Origin of the sequence: Clostridium sp. 2218st1_F5_2218SCRN_220325 (assembly GCF_039062665.1) — a bacterium.
Classification (GTDB): Bacteria; Bacillota; Clostridia; order Peptostreptococcales; family Peptostreptococcaceae; genus Intestinibacter.
On sequence record NZ_JBCLNH010000002.1, the window covers coordinates 108,941 to 126,838 of the forward strand.

Annotated in this window: 17 protein-coding genes and 1 pseudogene; 4 read left to right on the forward strand and 14 right to left on the reverse strand. The window is 28.8% G+C overall.

Annotation, left to right across the window (positions count from 1 at the left end):
- Positions 1-2: 2 nt before the first annotated feature.
- From ruvA to ABCM86_RS02020, 3 genes are all read right to left on the reverse strand, one after another.
- Complete coding sequence (gene ruvA / locus ABCM86_RS02010) at positions 3-596, reverse strand: Holliday junction branch migration protein RuvA (RefSeq protein WP_195930086.1); 594 nt, start codon at positions 594-596, stop codon at positions 3-5.
- Between the two features lie 17 nt (positions 597-613).
- The gene (gene ruvC, locus ABCM86_RS02015) at positions 614-1,111 is read right to left on the reverse strand and encodes a crossover junction endodeoxyribonuclease RuvC (RefSeq protein ID WP_343003366.1); all 498 of its coding nucleotides are present in this window, start codon (positions 1,109-1,111) and stop codon (positions 614-616) included.
- 190 nt (positions 1,112-1,301) lie between these two features.
- Positions 1,302-1,880: a hypothetical protein gene (locus tag ABCM86_RS02020; protein WP_195930088.1), complete on the reverse strand. Its 579-nt coding sequence runs from the start codon at positions 1,878-1,880 to the stop codon at positions 1,302-1,304.
- 162 nt (positions 1,881-2,042) lie between these two features.
- Between ABCM86_RS02020 and ABCM86_RS02025 the strand changes: the two genes are divergently transcribed.
- The 4 genes from ABCM86_RS02025 (at position 2,043) to ABCM86_RS02040 (ending at position 8,211) form a co-directional block, all read left to right on the forward strand.
- On the forward strand, positions 2,043-2,354 hold the full coding sequence (locus ABCM86_RS02025) for a hypothetical protein (RefSeq protein WP_343003367.1): 312 nt from the start codon (positions 2,043-2,045) through the stop codon (positions 2,352-2,354).
- Between the two features lie 74 nt (positions 2,355-2,428).
- The gene (locus ABCM86_RS02030; protein ID WP_195930090.1) at positions 2,429-2,752 is read left to right on the forward strand and encodes a DUF1540 domain-containing protein; all 324 of its coding nucleotides are present in this window, start codon (positions 2,429-2,431) and stop codon (positions 2,750-2,752) included.
- A 398-nt stretch (positions 2,753-3,150) separates the two neighbouring features.
- Positions 3,151-3,801 (forward strand): TetR/AcrR family transcriptional regulator, encoded by a 651-nt coding sequence (locus ABCM86_RS02035; RefSeq protein WP_343003368.1) that lies wholly within the window; start codon positions 3,151-3,153, stop codon positions 3,799-3,801.
- A gap of 33 nt (positions 3,802-3,834) precedes the next feature.
- A complete protein-coding gene (locus ABCM86_RS02040) occupies positions 3,835-8,211 on the forward strand; it encodes an acyl-CoA dehydratase activase-related protein (protein ID WP_343003369.1) in 4,377 nt (1,458 codons plus the stop codon).
- Positions 8,212-8,368: 157 nt separating this feature from the next.
- Here ABCM86_RS02040 and ABCM86_RS02045 read toward each other — a convergent pair whose 3' ends face one another.
- The 11 genes and pseudogenes from ABCM86_RS02045 to ABCM86_RS02095 form a co-directional block, all read right to left on the reverse strand.
- A complete protein-coding gene (locus tag ABCM86_RS02045) occupies positions 8,369-9,028 on the reverse strand; it encodes a DUF368 domain-containing protein (protein WP_343003429.1) in 660 nt (219 codons plus the stop codon).
- 105 nt (positions 9,029-9,133) lie between these two features.
- Positions 9,134-9,283: a DUF368 domain-containing protein gene (locus tag ABCM86_RS02050; protein WP_343003370.1), complete on the reverse strand. Its 150-nt coding sequence runs from the start codon at positions 9,281-9,283 to the stop codon at positions 9,134-9,136.
- 211 nt (positions 9,284-9,494) lie between these two features.
- Positions 9,495-9,605, reverse strand: a pseudogene (locus ABCM86_RS02055) (helix-turn-helix domain-containing protein); the annotation flags it as partial.
- Entirely contained in the window at positions 9,583-9,969 is a 387-nt protein-coding gene (locus ABCM86_RS02060) for a hypothetical protein (RefSeq protein ID WP_343003432.1), read from the reverse strand. The pseudogene ABCM86_RS02055 and the gene ABCM86_RS02060, both read right to left, overlap by 23 nt.
- A gap of 201 nt (positions 9,970-10,170) precedes the next feature.
- On the reverse strand, positions 10,171-10,641 hold the full coding sequence (locus tag ABCM86_RS02065; protein WP_295733273.1) for a hypothetical protein: 471 nt from the start codon (positions 10,639-10,641) through the stop codon (positions 10,171-10,173).
- Positions 10,642-10,745: 104 nt separating this feature from the next.
- Positions 10,746-11,156: a hypothetical protein gene (locus tag ABCM86_RS02070; RefSeq protein WP_295778531.1), complete on the reverse strand. Its 411-nt coding sequence runs from the start codon at positions 11,154-11,156 to the stop codon at positions 10,746-10,748.
- Between the two features lie 298 nt (positions 11,157-11,454).
- Complete coding sequence (locus tag ABCM86_RS02075; protein ID WP_295733271.1) at positions 11,455-13,449, reverse strand: NAD(+) synthase; 1,995 nt, start codon at positions 13,447-13,449, stop codon at positions 11,455-11,457.
- Between the two features lie 293 nt (positions 13,450-13,742).
- Positions 13,743-14,816 carry a butyrate kinase gene (buk, locus tag ABCM86_RS02080; RefSeq protein WP_295733269.1) on the reverse strand — a complete coding sequence of 358 codons (1,074 nt, stop codon included), beginning with the start codon at positions 14,814-14,816 and terminating at the stop codon, positions 13,743-13,745.
- Positions 14,817-14,909: 93 nt separating this feature from the next.
- Positions 14,910-15,812 (reverse strand): phosphate butyryltransferase, encoded by a 903-nt coding sequence (locus ABCM86_RS02085; RefSeq protein WP_295733267.1) that lies wholly within the window; start codon positions 15,810-15,812, stop codon positions 14,910-14,912.
- 369 nt (positions 15,813-16,181) lie between these two features.
- Positions 16,182-17,114: a LysR family transcriptional regulator gene (locus ABCM86_RS02090; protein ID WP_343003371.1), complete on the reverse strand. Its 933-nt coding sequence runs from the start codon at positions 17,112-17,114 to the stop codon at positions 16,182-16,184.
- Positions 17,115-17,358: 244 nt separating this feature from the next.
- Positions 17,359-17,898: a 2-oxoacid:acceptor oxidoreductase family protein gene (locus tag ABCM86_RS02095; RefSeq protein ID WP_195931681.1), complete on the reverse strand. Its 540-nt coding sequence runs from the start codon at positions 17,896-17,898 to the stop codon at positions 17,359-17,361.

Genomic DNA, 17,898 nt, shown 5'->3' on the forward strand with positions numbered 1-17,898 from the left:
AATTACTTACTCATTAAATATGTAAGTGATTTTTTAATTAAGTCTTCTGTTTTTAATCCGTCTTTTTTGAATTTTTGAACAGCTTCTTTAGCTTCTGTACTTGAATATCCTAAAGCTAATAATGCTTCTAATGCTTCATCTAACTCTAATCCTGTAGGTGCTTGATTAAATAAAGTAGCTTCAAACTCTGCCATATCTTTATCTACTTTATCTTTTAATTCTAAAATTATTCTCTCAGCAGTTTTTTTACCGACGCCTGGACATTTCGATAGTTTTGCAATATCCTCACTAAGGATATATGCACTAAGTTGTGGTGGCGTTGCACAAGATAAAATTCCAAGACCTACTTTTGGACCTATCTTTGACACTGATGTAAGTAGTTTAAACATCTCAAGTTCCATTTGAGTTGAAAATCCGCACAAACTCATGTCATCTTCTCTTACTATTAATTTTGTAAATATTTTTGCACTTTTTCCCTTTTGTACACTTTGCGCCGTAAAACTAGATACATTTATTTCGTATCCAATTCCGTTATTTTCTAAAATTATTCTATCTAAATATATTTCCTCTACGATTCCTTTTATATAGCTATACATACATTCTCCTTATAAAATTATTTAAAGTTTTTTAAAGTCTTTTCTAGTCTATTTGCATGTGCATGACATACAGCTATTGCAAGAGCATCAGCAGTATCATCTGGTTTTGGTATTTCTTTTAATTTTAAAAGAGATGTCACCATCTGTTGTACCTGCATTTTTTGAGCTCTACCATATCCAACAACACCTTGTTTAACTTGAAGTGGTGTATATTCATAAATAGGCTTATTATTGTGTGTACAAGCCAACATAATTACACCTCTCGCCTGTGCAACTGTGATTGCTGTTTTTACATTTTTGTTAAAGAACAATTCCTCAATCGATACTTCATCAATATTATAGTTCTTAATTAAAATATCTATACCTTTATAAACAAGTGCTAGCCTTTGATCTGTTGGTGTGTTTGCGTTAGTCGTAACAGCCCCATAATCAATAACTCTAAACTTATTATTTTTATATTCTATTATTCCGTATCCAACTATAGCTATCCCTGGGTCTATTCCTAAAATAACCAAAACTGACCTCCTAAATTTATTTTTATACAAACCTATGTTCTCATCTATTATATCAAATAAACTAAAGCTTTAACAAATAAACTAAAAATATTATTTCTATAAATATAAAAATATGTCCTTTAAATGTTGTCAGCAAAATTATGCTATTAACATTTAAAGGACATATTTCTCAGGTATATATTAAATTTTATTAGCTACCGAAATCTTCAAGTCTAGAATAAGCATCTTCTTCATTATCTAATACTATCGCTTCTTTAAGTTCTTCTTGAACTGATTTTGGAAGTGATTTTATTTGGATAGAAGTTTTTTCTACTAATTCTTTTTTACCTTCTTTATTATATTTGAAAACAGTTATATATCCATCTTCATTTTCTAATGTATATTTATTTGCTTTTGATAAATCTGTAGTTTCATCAGAAGTCTTTAAAATTATTTGATATTTATTCATTGTAGATACTTCTTTGTCTGGATATTTTTCTTTTAAGGCCGCTTTAATTTCATCTTCAGTTTTATTTAATAAGTCCTCGTTTACTTTTCCTAACATTACTGGTATTTCATTATCATCTTGAAGCCATATTTGACAGTATTCATCTAATTTAAATTTTTGTTGACTAGAAAGACTCTTTTGATTTGTTTTGTCAATTTTGCTGTTACTTGCTTCAAGCGTTTCATAACTCTTAACCCCTAAAAAAATACCTCCACTTAATAGTATTACTCCTAATGCTACTAATGACGGAATAATCCAGCGATAATTCTCCATCTTTTTCATTACTTATGTCCTCCTCCTTTGTAAATATGTAGGATTTTTATTAGTATCTTAGCCATTTTTGCTAATATTTATACATTAATAACACTATATTTTGGTCATATTTTTTAGGTGTGCAAAATATAATTATTAATAATAATTTTATGGAATTGAGGTGTGTTTATCTTGGAAAATAACTCTTATACTACATCAGATAGACTTGATTATTTAGAGTTTAGACAAAACCTACTAATTTTAAAACAACCATGTCACAAGGCAACCGTCTTTTTTGATTTAACTATAGATATATATTTAAAAATGAAGGAAAAATCTGAGGAGTTCTCTGAAAATGTTAAAAACGGTAAAAATCTAAAATTATTAGATTATGAAAAAATGATAATAAATATTTGGCCAAATATTTCAAATTACCCTTCTTCATGTTCACTAATAGCAAATTCACTATTAGATAAAGATGTGTTTCAATCAATAGTAGAATAATCTATGTACAATACATATTTTTTTATATTTTGGAAATACTTTTATTAATTAAAGTTAATAGGAGGTTCAAAATAATGGCTAGAATAGGATGTAATGTACTAAATTGTTCGCATAACGATGCAGGAGTTTGTTATGCAAATAGAATATCTATAACAGGAAAAAAAGCTCATACAAGTAACCATACTTGTTGTTCTTCATTTTTAGACCAATCTACTTACAGTAACTTAACAAGCAATACTTGTACTAATGGAAGTTGCGACTACATAGGATGTAATGTAAAAACATGTGCTTATAATGCAGGAAATGTATGTAGCTTAAATAATATATCAGTAACATCTAGTGCTGATTCAGCTAATTTATACTCTGAAACATATTGTTCAAGCTTTAAATGCAAATAATAATATTTACTTTTTATAGAAAGATAGACGTCAAAATGTCTATCTTTTTTTAATTATAAATAAATTATCTAAATCAACGGACAAAGTCATTGGCTACATGAACAAAGTGATTTTTTTAATTTTATATTCACTTATCTATAGTCTAAATTTGTATATTATTTAACAAAACTTTAACATAAATTCACCTCTCTTTCAATTGACATTTTATGGTAATCATCACTATAATACTTGTATGTATTGTATGTGAGTATTTACTCACTATTTTTATGGTTCATATTGTGAGTGTTTACTCACTTTAATACTTTGGAAAAATATTATTTAATAATGTGTTAAATAAAAATTTTCTTATTAATAGTTTTGTTTTAATATGAAACTTCAAATTTTAGGAGAAATTTCAAATGCAACATTCTATTTTAAATTCATATAAGAAAGACATATTAGAAAATAAAACAATGACAGCCAAGTGTAAAAGGGTATTAGAAACTAGCATTGACCTTTTTGCTAAAAATGGGTATTCCAATACATCAACCAGTGAGATAGCAAAAATCGCAGGTGTTGCTGAGGGTACAATATTTAAACATTTCGGCACAAAAGAAAATTTACTACTTTCTTCGATTATGCCATTTATATTTGATTATGTTCTTCCAGAAATGATAATAGATTTTGAAGATGTTGAAATAAAGGATATATATCCTGACTTTAAATCATTTATACATGAACTTGTCTATGAAAGATTTAATTTTATGAGTGAAAATTATAAAGTCGCTCACATCTTATTGGCAGAAGTGCTTTATCGTGAAGATCTAAGAATAAAAATTGTAGATGGTTTAAAATCTACTATAATGGACGGTTTTGACAAAATATTAAATTACTTTAAAGAAAATAAGATGATAAAAGACGTTCCTAATGGACTTATCGTCAGAACTGTTATTTCAAATATAGGTGGATATGTCGTGTTAAAGTATATTTTCGATCCTGATGGGAATTACAACGATGAAAAAGAGCTAAAATACATAGAAGAATTAATAGTTAATGCTTTTAGTTTATAATTACTTTGGGGCAGTTTGAGGAGGTTTAATTTTATGAAAAAAATATTTAATGTAGGGATAGATGTCGGTTCTACTACAGTTAAAATAGTCGTTTTAGATAAAGATACAGTTGTATTCAAAAAATATACAAGACATTTTTCAGACGTAAAAAAAGCCGTTAAAGAAGTTTTAATAGAAGTTTATGAAAAATTCGGGGATATCAGAATTTCTACTGTAGTAACTGGGTCTGGAGGAATAGATATCTCTAAGTATTTAGGTTTAAAATTTGTACAAGAGGTAATATCATCTACAAAAGCAATTGAAACCTTCAATCCAGAAACTGATGTTGTAATCGAACTCGGTGGTGAAGATGCAAAAATCACTTATTTAAGTGGTGGTATTGATCAAAGAATGAATGGTATCTGCGCTGGTGGTACTGGTGCATTTATAGACCAAATGGCAACTTTACTAAAAACAGATGCTGCTGGACTTAACGAAATGGCTAAAGATTATGAGGTTATCTATCCTATCGCCTCTAGATGTGGTGTCTTTGCAAAGACAGATATTCAGCCATTGATAAATGATGGTGCAAGAAAAGCTGATATAGCCATGAGTATATTTAATGCTGTCGTAGTTCAAACAGTCAGCGTTTTATCTTGTGGTAGAGCTATAGAAGGAAATGTAGCCTTTTTAGGAGGTCCTCTATACTTCTTATCAGAACTTAGAACAGCATTTAAAAATGTACTTAACTTGAGCGATGAAAATATAGTATTTCCAAAAGATGCACAGTTATATATCGCTATGGGTGCTTCAATATTAGCAAAAGATGAACCCGATATTAATTTATCAGATTTGATAAATAAAACAAAAAAAATCGAAGGTGTAAATTTATCTAATACAGAAGGTTTAGAGCCTCTATTCAAAAACAAACAAGAACATGACGAATTCATAAATAGACACAATAAATCTAAAGTTACTAAAAAAGATATAAAAAATATAAAAGGAAATTGCTTCTTAGGTATTGATGCCGGTTCTACAACTACAAAAGCCGCATTAATAGATGAAGATTGCAACTTAGTTTATACATATTATAGTAGTAACGAAGGTAGTCCCCTTCAAACTTCTATAAATATAGTAAAAGATATTTATAGCTGCCTGCCAAAAGATGTCCACATAGTTTCATCTTGCGTCACTGGATATGGTGAAGCTTTACTAAAAAAAGCGTTAAAAATAGATTATGGTGAAATAGAAACTATGGCTCACTACAAAGCAGCTAAATACTTTGACCCACAAGTAGACTTCATATTAGATATCGGAGGCCAAGATATGAAATGCCTTCATATAAAAGATGGAGTTATCGACAATATTATCCTTAATGAAGCTTGTTCTTCTGGTTGTGGTTCTTTCCTTGAAACTTTTGCAAAATCACTTTCTATGTCTATACAAGACTTTGCAAAAGAAGGTACATATTCACAACATCCAGTTGATTTAGGTTCTCGATGCACAGTCTTTATGAATTCTAGAGTTAAACAGGCACAAAAAGAAGGTGCTACAGTTGCCGATATATCATCAGGTCTTTCTTATTCAGTTATAAAAAACGCCTTATTCAAAGTTATAAAAATTAGAGATTTAAATGAACTTGGTAAAAACATAGTTGTACAAGGTGGTACTTTTTACAATGATTTAGTTTTAAGAAGCTTTGAAAAATTAATCGGCAGGGATGTAATTAGACCTGATATTTCTGGAATAATGGGTGCATTTGGTGCTGCTTTAATAAGTAAGGAAAAATACACTCCACAACATAAAACAGAATTTTTAAATTTAAAACAACTTGAAAACATCAAAGTAGATAATACAGTTCGTAGATGTAAAGGTTGCTCAAACAAATGTCTACTTACTATAAATAAATTCTCAGAAACTGAAATATTTGTATCTGGTAATAGATGCGAAAATGGTGCCGCTTTATATGGTGAAGAAAAACCTGACCCAAATAAAGAAAAACCAATAAATCTATTTGCATACAAATATGACAGATTATTTAAACATTATAAACCATTAAAATTGGAAGATGCACCACGAGGTGAAGTCGGTATTCCAAGGGTTTTAAATATGTATGAAGATTATCCATTCTGGTTCACTTTATTTACTAAATTAGGATTTAAAGTAACTCTATCAGGAAGATCTTCAAAAAAACTTTATGAAAGAGGTATGATTAGTATAGCCTCTGAAACAGTTTGTTACCCAGGTAAAATGGTCCATGGACATATCCAAAGTTTAATAGATAAAGGTGTTAAGACTATCTTCTACCCTGCTGTAACACACGAATACAGAGAAGATAAAACTTCAGACAACAACTACAATTGCCCTGTCGTTATATCTTATTCTGAAATAATAAAAAACAATGTTCCTGATATAAAGAAAAAGAATATTAAGTTTATAAATCCATTTATGACTTTAAATGATAAAGAAAACTTAAAACAAAGACTTTGTCAGGTCTTCTCTAATTATTTTTCAGAATTAAACATCTCAAAATCTGAAATTAGAGCTGCTGTTGATGCTGCAAGAGATGAAGAATTAGCATTTAAAGCAGATATAAGACATGCTGGCGAAGAAGCTGTTAAAAAAATAGAAAAAGAAAACTTAAAAGGTATAGTTTTAGCTGGTAGACCTTATCACCTTGACCCAGAAATTAACCATGGTATGCCAGAATTAATAAATTCACTTGATATGGCAGTACTTACAGAAGATAGTGTTTGTCATCTTGCACAAGTACAAAGACCTCTAAGAGTTGTTGACCAATGGGTATATCACTCTAGACTTTACAAAGCTGCTGAATTTACTAAAAAATACGATAACATAGAATTAGTTCAGCTAAACTCATTTGGATGCGGTCTTGATGCTGTAACAACAGAACAAGTTCAAGAAATACTAGCAGAAAAATCAAAAATATATACAGTAATAAAAATAGATGAAGGTAATAACTTAGGTGCAGCAAAAATAAGACTTCGTTCACTAAAAGCTGCTATGGCAGAAAGAGAAGCAAATAACATAAGTGTTAAAAATATAAAAGAAAATAAAATACATTACACTAAAAACGATAAATTTGATCCAAAACGTAAATTGCTAGTTCCTCAAATGTCTCCAATTCACTTCCAATTCATCCAAAAGGCTGTGAATTTAAGTGGTTGGAATGTAGAAATCCTTCAAGATACAAGTAGAGAGATTATCGAGGAAGGATTAAGATATGTAAATAATGATGCATGCTACCCTGCCATCATAGTTATAGGACAGTTAATAGGCGCTCTTAAATCAGGCAAATACGACTTAAACAACGTAGCTGTAGGTATAACTCAAACTGGTGGTGGTTGTAGAGCGACTAACTACATAGGTTTCTTACGTAAAGCTATGTATGAGGCAGGATTTAAAGATGTACCAGTTGTATCATTAAGTGCACAAGGCATAGAAGATAATGGTCTTAAAGAAAATATTTCACTACCACTACTAAATCGTGGCTTTATGGCTGTAGTTTATGGTGATTTATTTATGAAAGTATTATATAGAACTAGACCTTATGAAAAAGTCAAAGGAAGCGCAAATGCTTTATATGAAAAATGGGTTAAAATTTGTATGGATTCACTTGAAAGTGCTAAATTCTCTACTTTCAGTAAAAACATCAAAGCAATAATAAAAGATTTTGATAATCTAGAACTTCTAGATATCAAAAAACCTCGTGTTGGTCTTGTTGGAGAAATATTAGTAAAATTCCATCCAACTGCAAATAACAATATTGTCGACGTCCTTGAAAGAGAAGGGGCTGAGGCTGTAATGCCAGAGCTTGCTGGATTCTTCTTGTATTGTTCTCTAAACAATATATACAAAAAAGACCACAAACTAGAAGGTAGCGCTAAAGGTAAATTCTTTGCAAAATTCTTTATTGGTTTAGTTAGTTTCTACCAAAAAACTTACGTAAAAGAACTTAAAAAGAGCAAGAGATTTACTCCACCTGAAAGTATTTATGAATTAGCAGAAAAGACTAAAACATTAGTCTCTATCGGAAATCAAACTGGTGAAGGCTGGTTCTTACCAGGTGAAATGATAGAATTAATAGAAAGTGGTGTTGATAATATAGTTTGTATGCAACCATTTGGTTGTCTTCCTAACCACATAATTGGTAAGGGGCCTATAAAAGAATTAAAAGCTAGATATCCAAAAGCAAACATAATTCCAATAGACTACGACCCTTCTGCAAGTGAAGTTAACCAAATAAACAGAATAAAACTTATGCTATCAAGAGCATTTAAAAACTTAAAAGAAGAAGATAATACATCTAAAATATCTTCTAAAGCAAAAACTTTTACTGTTAATGATATTAAATCAAATAAAGAAAGTGAATCAAAAACACCAGAAAATAAAAAAGCTGTTAATATGTAAATAAAAGGCTGATTTCTACTTTAAATAGAAATCAGCCTTTTTTAATTCTAAGAAAATTATATATTATCTGGTTTTTGGATAATATATAATTTCCAACCTATTAACTAAAGCAACGGACGAAGTCGTTGGCGCCATGAGCAAAGCGAATTTTTTTTAATTAATCTATCTCTTTTAGATTCATATCTGTTGATTGTTTTAAAATCAAATGTTTTAAATATTGAATTGCACCTATTAACACTCCACCTAGAATAAAAAATAGTACATTAAAATTATAAATATTAACAGGAACATAGTTGTAAGTTCCTGTAATAGTTGTGGGTTCCATAATGATTGAATATATTGAACCTATCATCAATCCTAAAATTATATATATCATCTCAGAAGTATATTTTTGTAATAAATATTTAACTAGCTTTGTAAATGAGAATATTCCAATTATCAAACCGACTATAAATACTAATATAATAGGCATTTGGCTGAAATTCCCATTCAAGATATTGTGAATACTCTTCATAATAGGTAGATATAAACCAAATATCAAAAGCAAAGTCGATCCAGATATACCTGGAAGTACCATTGCAGATACAGCTATAATTGCTACTAACATAATATAAATCATTAAACCTATATCAAAATATTTAAAACTTATATTATAAGAATTTGATGATATAGGATTGAAATAAGTAATTAAAACTACTACTAATATTCCAATAACAGTAAATATAATATTGTGATACTTATCTACTATATTTTCTTTTTGACCTTTTATAATTACAGGAATGGAAAATACTATAAAACCTATAAATAATGAACTTATCTAGTATATATTATATTCAAAATTAGGTATTACCATATATATTCCTATACAAAATCCTATAATCCATCCCATACCTAATTTTACGAGAAATTTAAATCCATTTCTTCAATTTATCTTATCCCTTGAGACTAGGCTATTTAACGAACTTATAAATTTATCATATATTCCAAGAATAAATAATATTGTACCACCTGAAACACCTGGTACAGAATCCGCCAAAGCCATACACAAACCACCAAACATTAAATTCAACATTTTCATCTCTCCTTAAAACTGTATTTAGACTAAAAATCTATTAAAAAGACTTCACCTTCTCTACAATCTCGTGATACACACATATTTTATATGCTTGTACAACTAATATTTTCTTATTTTTATTTCTTTATCTTTATAATACAAAATAAAAATAACTATAAAAAAAATAAAATATTAATTATTTATTAACTGTTAATATTATGTTTGTTAATTATATGCAGAATCTATAACCTGCGCCCCATACTGTATCTATAAATTTTATATTTTTTGATTCATCTTCTATTTTTTCTCTAATTCTATTAACATGTACTGTCACTTAGCTTTTGATGTTCCTGTTTTGTCAAATTATCATATAAATTTTTATTATTTACTTCTATGGATAAGTTATATCCTAATTTACTTAATTCTTGATTTAAATTTGATAATTGATTGGATTCTAGTTCTTTTTGTGTTGTATTTTTATAGCTTGATTTAGGTATAGACAATATATCATCTTCGTATTGATATATTAAACTTTGTACTGAATATAAAGAGTTTTTATCCTTAACTAAAGTTTCTATAATTTCTTCTATAGTTTCGTGGTAATTATTACTTTTTATAGATATCCCCATTATAATTAATAGCGTTAATATTGGTATTACTACTATGACTATATTAGAAACTATTACTTTATTTTTTATCTTCATAAGTTATCCCTCGTTTTATCAAAATTTTTTCTTTACTCTATCAAAGTAACAAAACTTTATAAAATTTTTATTAAATATTTATTAAAAATAAATATTGCCTTTAGCTCTTTATTTTATCTTATAAATTAAATAATACTGCATATAAACTAATCGTAATAATTATAGTTAATATGCAGTATTATTATTTTAATGTAAGTTCTTTTATTCACTTTGTAGATCAGCATATAGTATGCTGTCTTCTCTATTTAAATATACATATACAGTATTTGTTTTTTCGTCATCATCAGATTTTAATAATACTTTTATAACATAATCATCTGTAGCTATATCTACTAATTCACCTTCATATTCAGAATATCTTCTATTTATTAAATTTCTAGCCTCAATTACATCTTCATCAAATAGCTCAACACTATGTAGTGTTACATATTGTGATTTAAAACTACCTTCAAAAGATAAGCTGATAAAATATATTTTTTTACACTCTGTGCACATAACTACTAATTTTTCCATTTTGTATATAGATGCTTTTGTAACTGCCTCTACTTCACTTACCTTTAATTCTATTTCGTTTACTTCTCTAAATAAAACTTTATATTTTTGTGCATCTGAGCATGGACATATTTTTTGTCCAAAATCATCTTGATATAGGTATTTGTTTACAGTAACCATAAGATTATCCCCCGTATTTATTTTATTAGTCAAAAAATAAAGGCTTTAAAGCCTTTATTTTTTGTATTATGTTTTATTCTAAATCTACATATACAAAATCAAATTTATTTTTCCATATAGACGTATTCTGTATATTTTCCGTTTTCTACTTCTCTTTCTTCTACTATTTTCGTAATAAAATCTTCGGATCTTATAGTAAATAATGCTTCATAAGAACCATAATTACGTTTAATATGTTCTCTTACCTGGCTATTCGTTTCAGATATTTCTCTTATATTTGAAACTGTACGCTTTTGGTCGCTTCCATTTTTTATGTATCTCATATCAAATCTATACATTCTACTACATTTTGAACAAACTGCTATTATATCGCTTGTAGAATCACAAATGTCTTCATTTTTACTTTCAGTCATCTGACTATGATTATATAGTACTCTGAATTTTTTACATTCAGAGCATTCACAAACCTTTTTATCTAACTCTGCTACTAAAATGTACTTTGGTGTGTATAACATATATCTTACCCCTTTCTCTATACCTATTATTATTTATTATATATTCCCTAAAATATATAAATTTATGTATATGCAGGTTATTTGAGTACACAAAAATTGTTCTTTTTTTAATGATTAGTCACCTTACACAAAATCCCCTATAACAACTTTGCGTCTAGTTAACCTCTTTATAATATTGTATCACCATATTATCTAAATTACAGATTTAATTTGAAAAATTTTCTAGCTAGAAAAAATAATACATTATACATTAAACGGATTAATTTGTTTTACTTCTGTTTATAAAATATATTTAAAATTATTTAATTATATTCTTTAATTCGTTTAATTCATCTATCCAGATACTTTGACATGCATCAGATGCCATTCTCCAGTCACCTCTTGGTGATAATGACACACTACCAACTTTTACTCCATCTGGCATACATGAACGTTTAAATTGTTGTGTCCAAAATCTATTGTAGAATATCTCCATATTTTTAAGCACATCAGCCTTATCTATAACTGGATTTTCAACACCCATTTTCTTTTCATGCATAGTTTTTGCATTTATATATAAATCAAATATTTTTCTTGGTCCAAATCCATGTCTTTGCATGTAGTAAAGTATAAAGTCATGTATTACATATGAACCAATTTTATCTTCTGTTTTTTGTTTTATTGTTCCATCTTCATTTGGAGGAAGTAACTCTGGACTAACAGGAGTATCACAAATATCTAATAAAGTTTCTCTTAGTTCATTGTGATGTTGTGCATATGATTCTAGGATTCCTCTTACTAAAGTTTTTGGTATAGACGCATTTACTCCATACATACTCATTTGGTCTCCATTATATGTGCACCAACCTAATGCTAATTCAGATAAATCGCCAGTTCCAACTACTAATCCGCCTATTTTATTTGATATATCCATAAGTATTTGAGTTCTCTCTCTCGCTTGAACATTTTCAAATGTTACATCTAAGTTAGATTTGTCATGGCCTATATCTTTGTAATGTTGTTCACATGCATCTTTTATATTTATCTCATATGATGTTACATTTAATAATTCCATTAATTTTTTTGCATTGTTTAATGTTCTATCAGTAGTTCCATAACAAGGCATTGTAATAGCGTGTATTCCTTTTGTATCAAGCCCATTTATGTTGAATGCTTCTGCTGCTACAATTAATGCTAACGTGCTGTCTAATCCACCAGAGATTCCTATAACAACATTTTTACAATTTATTTTTTTAAGTCTTCCAGCAAGACCAGCTGCTTGTAATTTTAATATTTCAGTAGCACGCTCATCTATATTGTGTGGAACAAATGGTAGTATTGATATTTCTCTATTTGAAACAAATTCATCTGTTACTGGTGCAAAAGTCTCTATACAAACACGTTCATATTTTTGTTTATTTACATTAGTCATATATGATGTCGTTTTTGTTCTATCATTTTCACAGTTTTCTATATCTATTTCACCATAAGTTATTTCTATATCTTCTAAAAACTTGCTCTCACCTACTATAACTCCACAATCTGCAATTAGACTATGACCTGAAAATACAGTATCTGTCGTACTTTCTCCTCTTGATGCAGATGCGTATACATATCCACAGTTTGATGTAGCTGATTGCATTTTTATTAAATCTTCTCTATACTTAGCTTTTCCTATAGTTTCATTACTTGCTGATAAATTTACAATTATATTTGCCCCATGTAAACAATGGTATTTTGAAGGTGGTATCGGTACCCAAACATCCTCACAAATTTCAGCAGAAACTATAGCCCCTGTGCGAGTATCTTCTACTAATAAATTTGGTGTAAACGGAACTGTTTTTCCACCTATCACAATTTGGTCATCTATTCTATTTACTGAGCTCGCAAAATATCTTCCTTCGTAAAACTCAGAATAATTAGGTATAAATGTTTTTGGTACTACACCTATTATTTCACCATTATGTATTGCGACTGCGCAGTTAAATAATTGGTTGTCTTTTCTAATCGGCATCCCTACAAATATAAGTGGACTATATTCTTTATTTGATAGTTTTGCAAATCTTATAAGTTCATCATAAGATCTTTTTATTAAAGTATATTGATTAAATAAATCATGGCATGTATATCCTGTAACGCTCAGTTCTGGGTATACTACTACTCTAGTTTGTCTTTTACCTGATTTATTTTGTTCTATAACATCATCAAGAAGTCTTAACATTTCATCTACATTAAATTTTGGATTTGCAATCTTTACTTCATTTGGAATAAGCGTTGCAACCTCAACAATCCCATGATTTAATAAATTATTCATAAACATGTCTCCAATCTATTCCATTTTTTATCTTTTAAATACCTATTTAGACATTTTCATATACATTATCAAGATATTTTATTTTATCACAAATCAATAATTTTTATAAAAAAATCTTTATTCGATGTAATTTATTTATAAGGGAATATAATTTCCTATGCGTTATAAAAAATCTTTTTAAAGAATTTATTTATATCTTCAAATAAAATGAGGAACAAATAATAGTACTCTATTATTGTTCCTCATTTTTAGGTGTATATTTAAAAATTTCTATATGGAATTTTTAATGCAAATTAATAAATTAAGGCATCTTCTTCGCCTTTTAATACTCGAAGTCCACCTTCTGCCAATGCTGACATTTCGTCTTCTCCAGGATAAGATAATACTTCTCCCAAAAATCCCACTCTTTCTTTTATCATATCTCTTACCTTAGCAGAATGAGCAATTCCTCCAGTTAATATTATCGCATCTATATCGCCTTTTAAAACTGTTGCATATGCTCCTATTTCCTTGCATATTTGGTAAATCATAGCTTCATATACAAGTTTTGCTTTTTCATCCCCATCATTTATTCTAGCTTCAACTTCTCTAATATCATTAGTCCCAAGATATGCAACTACTCCGCCTTGTCCTTTTATTCTTTTTGAAACTTGGTCTTTTGTCATTTCATCTCCATAACATGCTCTAAACAATGCTCCAACTGGAAGTCCACCACTTCTCTCTGGTGAAAAAGGTCCTTCACCATCTAGTCCATTCGTATTATCTATTACTTTACCTTTTTTATGGGCTCCTACAGTAATTCCACCACCCATATGTACAATTAAAAAATTACAGTCTTCGTATTTTTTACCTATATTTTCTGCCGCCCTTCTTCCTATTGCCTTTTGATTTAATGCGTGGAATATACTAATTCTAGGCATTTCTGGAACTCCTGATAATCTAGCAACTTCCTCCATTTCATCTACAACAACTGGGTCTACGATATATGAAGGCACATTAATTTCATCGCCAATTTGTCTAGCAATTATACCTCCAAGGTTTGATGCATGTTGTCCCGATACGCCTATTTTCAAGTCTTCAACCATTGCATCATTTACTATATAAGTTCCTCCTTTAATTGGTTTTAATAAACCACCTCTACCAACTACTGCATCTAAATCGCCTAAGTTTATGCCACCTTCTTTTAATACATTTTCGATTATATCTTTTCTAAAATCTAATTGATCTGCTATCTTTTCAAATTTATCAATTTCCTCAGATGAATGTCTAAGTGTTTTTTCAAATATTTCTTCTTTATCTTGATAAACAGCTATCTTAGTAGATGTTGAACCTGGATTTATCGCTAAAATTTTAAATAACTTTTCCATATTAATTCCCCCTAATTTTAAATACTAAACTTTCTCTAATTAGAGCTTTTGACAAAAAGTAATCTATACTTATCTATTTTTAACTAAATACAATTAATCTTTTTTAGAGGCTGCTAATACGCCTAATGCAATGGAATTTAATTTTGTTATATCGCTATCTGCTCTCGATGTTAAAACTATAGGTGCTTTAGCTCCAAGAACCAATCCCGCACTTTGGGCTTTTGCAAAGAAAGTCATAGATTTATAAAATATATTTCCTGCCTCAATATCCGGTACAAGCAGTATGTCCGCTTTTCCTGCTACAGGATGGTCTATTCCTTTATGTTTTGCCGCTTCTTCACTAATAGCGTTGTCGAGCGCAAACGGTCCACCTACTATACAATCTTTAATTTCTCCTTTTTTATTCATTTCTTCTAATTCTTTTGCATCAACTGTATCCGGCATCTTTGGATTAACTTTTTCTTTTGCACAAAGTACTGCAACCTTAGGTTCGTCTATATCTAATGCTCTTGCAAGTTTGACAGCATTTTGAATTATTTGTTTTTTTGTATTTAAATCTGGGTCAATATTCATAGCAGCATCTGTTATAAAGAATAATTTGTCATATCCTTCAACATGAAATACTCCTGTATGACTTAATACATTTCCTGTTCTAAGACCTATTTCTTTATTTAAAACAGCTTTTAATATAATGGATGTGTCTACTAGGCCTTTCATTACAATATCTGCGCTACCTTCAGAAACAAGTTGTACAGCTTTTAGACAAGCCTCACTTAAGTCACTTATGTCTATTAATTTATAATTTTCTAGGCTTATATTTAGGCTTTCTGCAATTTGCTTTGTTTTATCTATATCTCCTACCAAAATTGCATTTATTATACCTTCTTTTCTAGCATTTTCAACAGCTAACAAAACTTCTTTATCTTGGCAACACGCAACTGCTACTGTCTTTGCTCCTCTTTTTTTAGCCAAATTTATAACATCTTCTATTTTCATAAATCCACCCCTTTTACCTTGTGAGATTTTTTATATTCAGATTGTGATTTATTTTGACACGTAATTTAAGATTGTTCTTGGTTTAAAAATTTAATAGATTTATAGTTATTTTTGAAAATATATATTGAATTGATCTAGTTTTGAATTAAAAATCGTTTTCTTAATTTAATTATATAATTATTTTTATATGAATAGATAATATGTATTTTTTATCTTTAGATATAAGAAATTTTTATAACATATTCTTTTTATTTAATAATGTTATTTTACTTGAATAAGTAATGACTTTAACTTATATTGCTATTATTTTTTAATTAATTTGACAAAAAAATAAAGCCAGAAATCTATTCTGACCAAAAAATTTATAATTTAATCCCTCACATCATTATTTTCTGCAAACTCTTTATATATGTTTACAAATTCTTCTGCTATAGGAGATAAAGCTTCATCTTTTCTTTTAATGTAACCACAGTCTAAAGTAATTTTTTTAGATAATGGAATTAACACAGTGCCATCATCTAGCTCTATTTTTTTCTTTATAGGCGTTCCTCTTAAAGAGAAATACACACCATCTGTTTTATGCAAAAAATAAGAAAGCATCTCGTGGTCCTGTACAGTTATAAAATGATTGAAATTATCATAATCTAACTCATTACCAATCCACATGGATATGTAACTTCTGTCTACATACTCATTAGTTAACAATAAATATTTTTTTAAATTATCAATATCTACTTTTTCTTTTGTTTTGCATAATGGATGACCAGCTCTTACTTGTACACAGACATGTCCATCTGTAACTCTTATAAATTCCAAGTTTTTAGACATAAAAGTTCTATTATTAGTAAAACTTACAGGTCTAGTTATTTTTATTACTGCAATATCAGAAAGACCTGTTTCTACATCTCTAATAACATTTGAAAAACTATCTTGATTGATTATCAAGTTTAACATTTCATTTTTATGTCTATTATTTAACTCCAAGATAATATGTTTTATAAAAAATATATAATATGAAGAAATCCTAAAATTGACTTTTTCGTCCTTTGCTATGGTGTTCATATTTCTTATTAAGTCCATATTTCGCTCAATTTCTTCACCATATTGAAGCAACTCCATACCTTTAGCTGTCAACTCTACACCGGAATTACTTCTATCAAAAATTTTAAATCCCAATTCTTCTTCTAGCATCCTTATAGACATACTTAGATTTGGTTGACTCATGTATAGCTTTTTAGCAGCTTTTCCTATAGATCCTTGTTTAGCGATTTCTAAAATATAGCTTATTTGTTCTAATTTCAATATAATCACCTTTTCATTTAATTATATATTTATAAGAGAAAATCCTCTATAAAGGCCCATTTATAAATGTATTTGTATGTATGTATTTGTATATATGTTTAATATATTTTTTATAATTATATTTTAAGTATAACACATTTCTAACTAATTTTTATTGTTTTACATACAAAAAAGAATTGTCCAACAGCAATAAAGCTGTCAGACAATCCTTTTTGGGCCATATTATTTTTTATATTAAATTTTTTTAACTAACTGCATCCATGCCTTTTTGTAAGGCTTCTCTATTTATAGGTATAAATTTAGATTTTCTTTCTCCAAATACTTTCAAGAAAGCATGTAATACTGATTCTATATCAACTGCATTAGTTACCTTTAGACATGCACCTAACATTATCATATTTGCAACCTTAGGCATTCCCATTTCACCTGCTATATCATTAGCTGGTATATAAGTAACTTTTACATCATCTCTATCAACTTTTGTATCTATTAGAGAGCTATTAACTAATATATGTCCACCTGGTACAACATCTTTGACAAATTTCATAGAAGGTAGGTTCATTATTACTGCGCAAGTTGCATCATTTGCTATAACTGGGGAACCAACAGGTTCATCAGATACTGTTACTGCACAGTTTGCAGTACCACCACGCATTTCTGGTCCATAAGAAGGCAACCATGCAACTTCTTTTCCTTCTAGCATTCCTGCATATGTCAATAATTGTCCCATAGACATTACACCTTGACCACCAAATCCTGCACAAATTACTCTAGATGTTGCCAT

Coding starts and splice junctions, on each gene's coding strand:
- ruvA (WP_195930086.1), bottom strand. CDS start 596: ATGTATAGCTATATAAAAGGAATCGTAGAGGAAATATATTTAGATAGA.
- ABCM86_RS02020 (WP_195930088.1), bottom strand. CDS start 1,880: ATGAAAAAGATGGAGAATTATCGCTGGATTATTCCGTCATTAGTAGCA.
- ABCM86_RS02030 (WP_195930090.1), top strand. CDS start 2,429: ATGGCTAGAATAGGATGTAATGTACTAAATTGTTCGCATAACGATGCA.
- ABCM86_RS02035 (WP_343003368.1), top strand. CDS start 3,151: ATGCAACATTCTATTTTAAATTCATATAAGAAAGACATATTAGAAAAT.
- ABCM86_RS02040 (WP_343003369.1), top strand. CDS start 3,835: ATGAAAAAAATATTTAATGTAGGGATAGATGTCGGTTCTACTACAGTT.
- ABCM86_RS02050 (WP_343003370.1), bottom strand. CDS start 9,283: ATGTTGAATTTAATGTTTGGTGGTTTGTGTATGGCTTTGGCGGATTCT.
- ABCM86_RS02060 (WP_343003432.1), bottom strand. CDS start 9,969: ATGAAGATAAAAAATAAAGTAATAGTTTCTAATATAGTCATAGTAGTA.
- ABCM86_RS02065 (WP_295733273.1), bottom strand. CDS start 10,641: ATGGTTACTGTAAACAAATACCTATATCAAGATGATTTTGGACAAAAA.
- ABCM86_RS02070 (WP_295778531.1), bottom strand. CDS start 11,156: ATGTTATACACACCAAAGTACATTTTAGTAGCAGAGTTAGATAAAAAG.
- ABCM86_RS02075 (WP_295733271.1), bottom strand. CDS start 13,449: ATGAATAATTTATTAAATCATGGGATTGTTGAGGTTGCAACGCTTATT.
- buk (WP_295733269.1), bottom strand. CDS start 14,816: ATGGAAAAGTTATTTAAAATTTTAGCGATAAATCCAGGTTCAACATCT.
- ABCM86_RS02085 (WP_295733267.1), bottom strand. CDS start 15,812: ATGAAAATAGAAGATGTTATAAATTTGGCTAAAAAAAGAGGAGCAAAG.
- ABCM86_RS02095 (WP_195931681.1), bottom strand. CDS start 17,898: ATGGCAACATCTAGAGTAATTTGTGCAGGATTTGGTGGTCAAGGTGTA.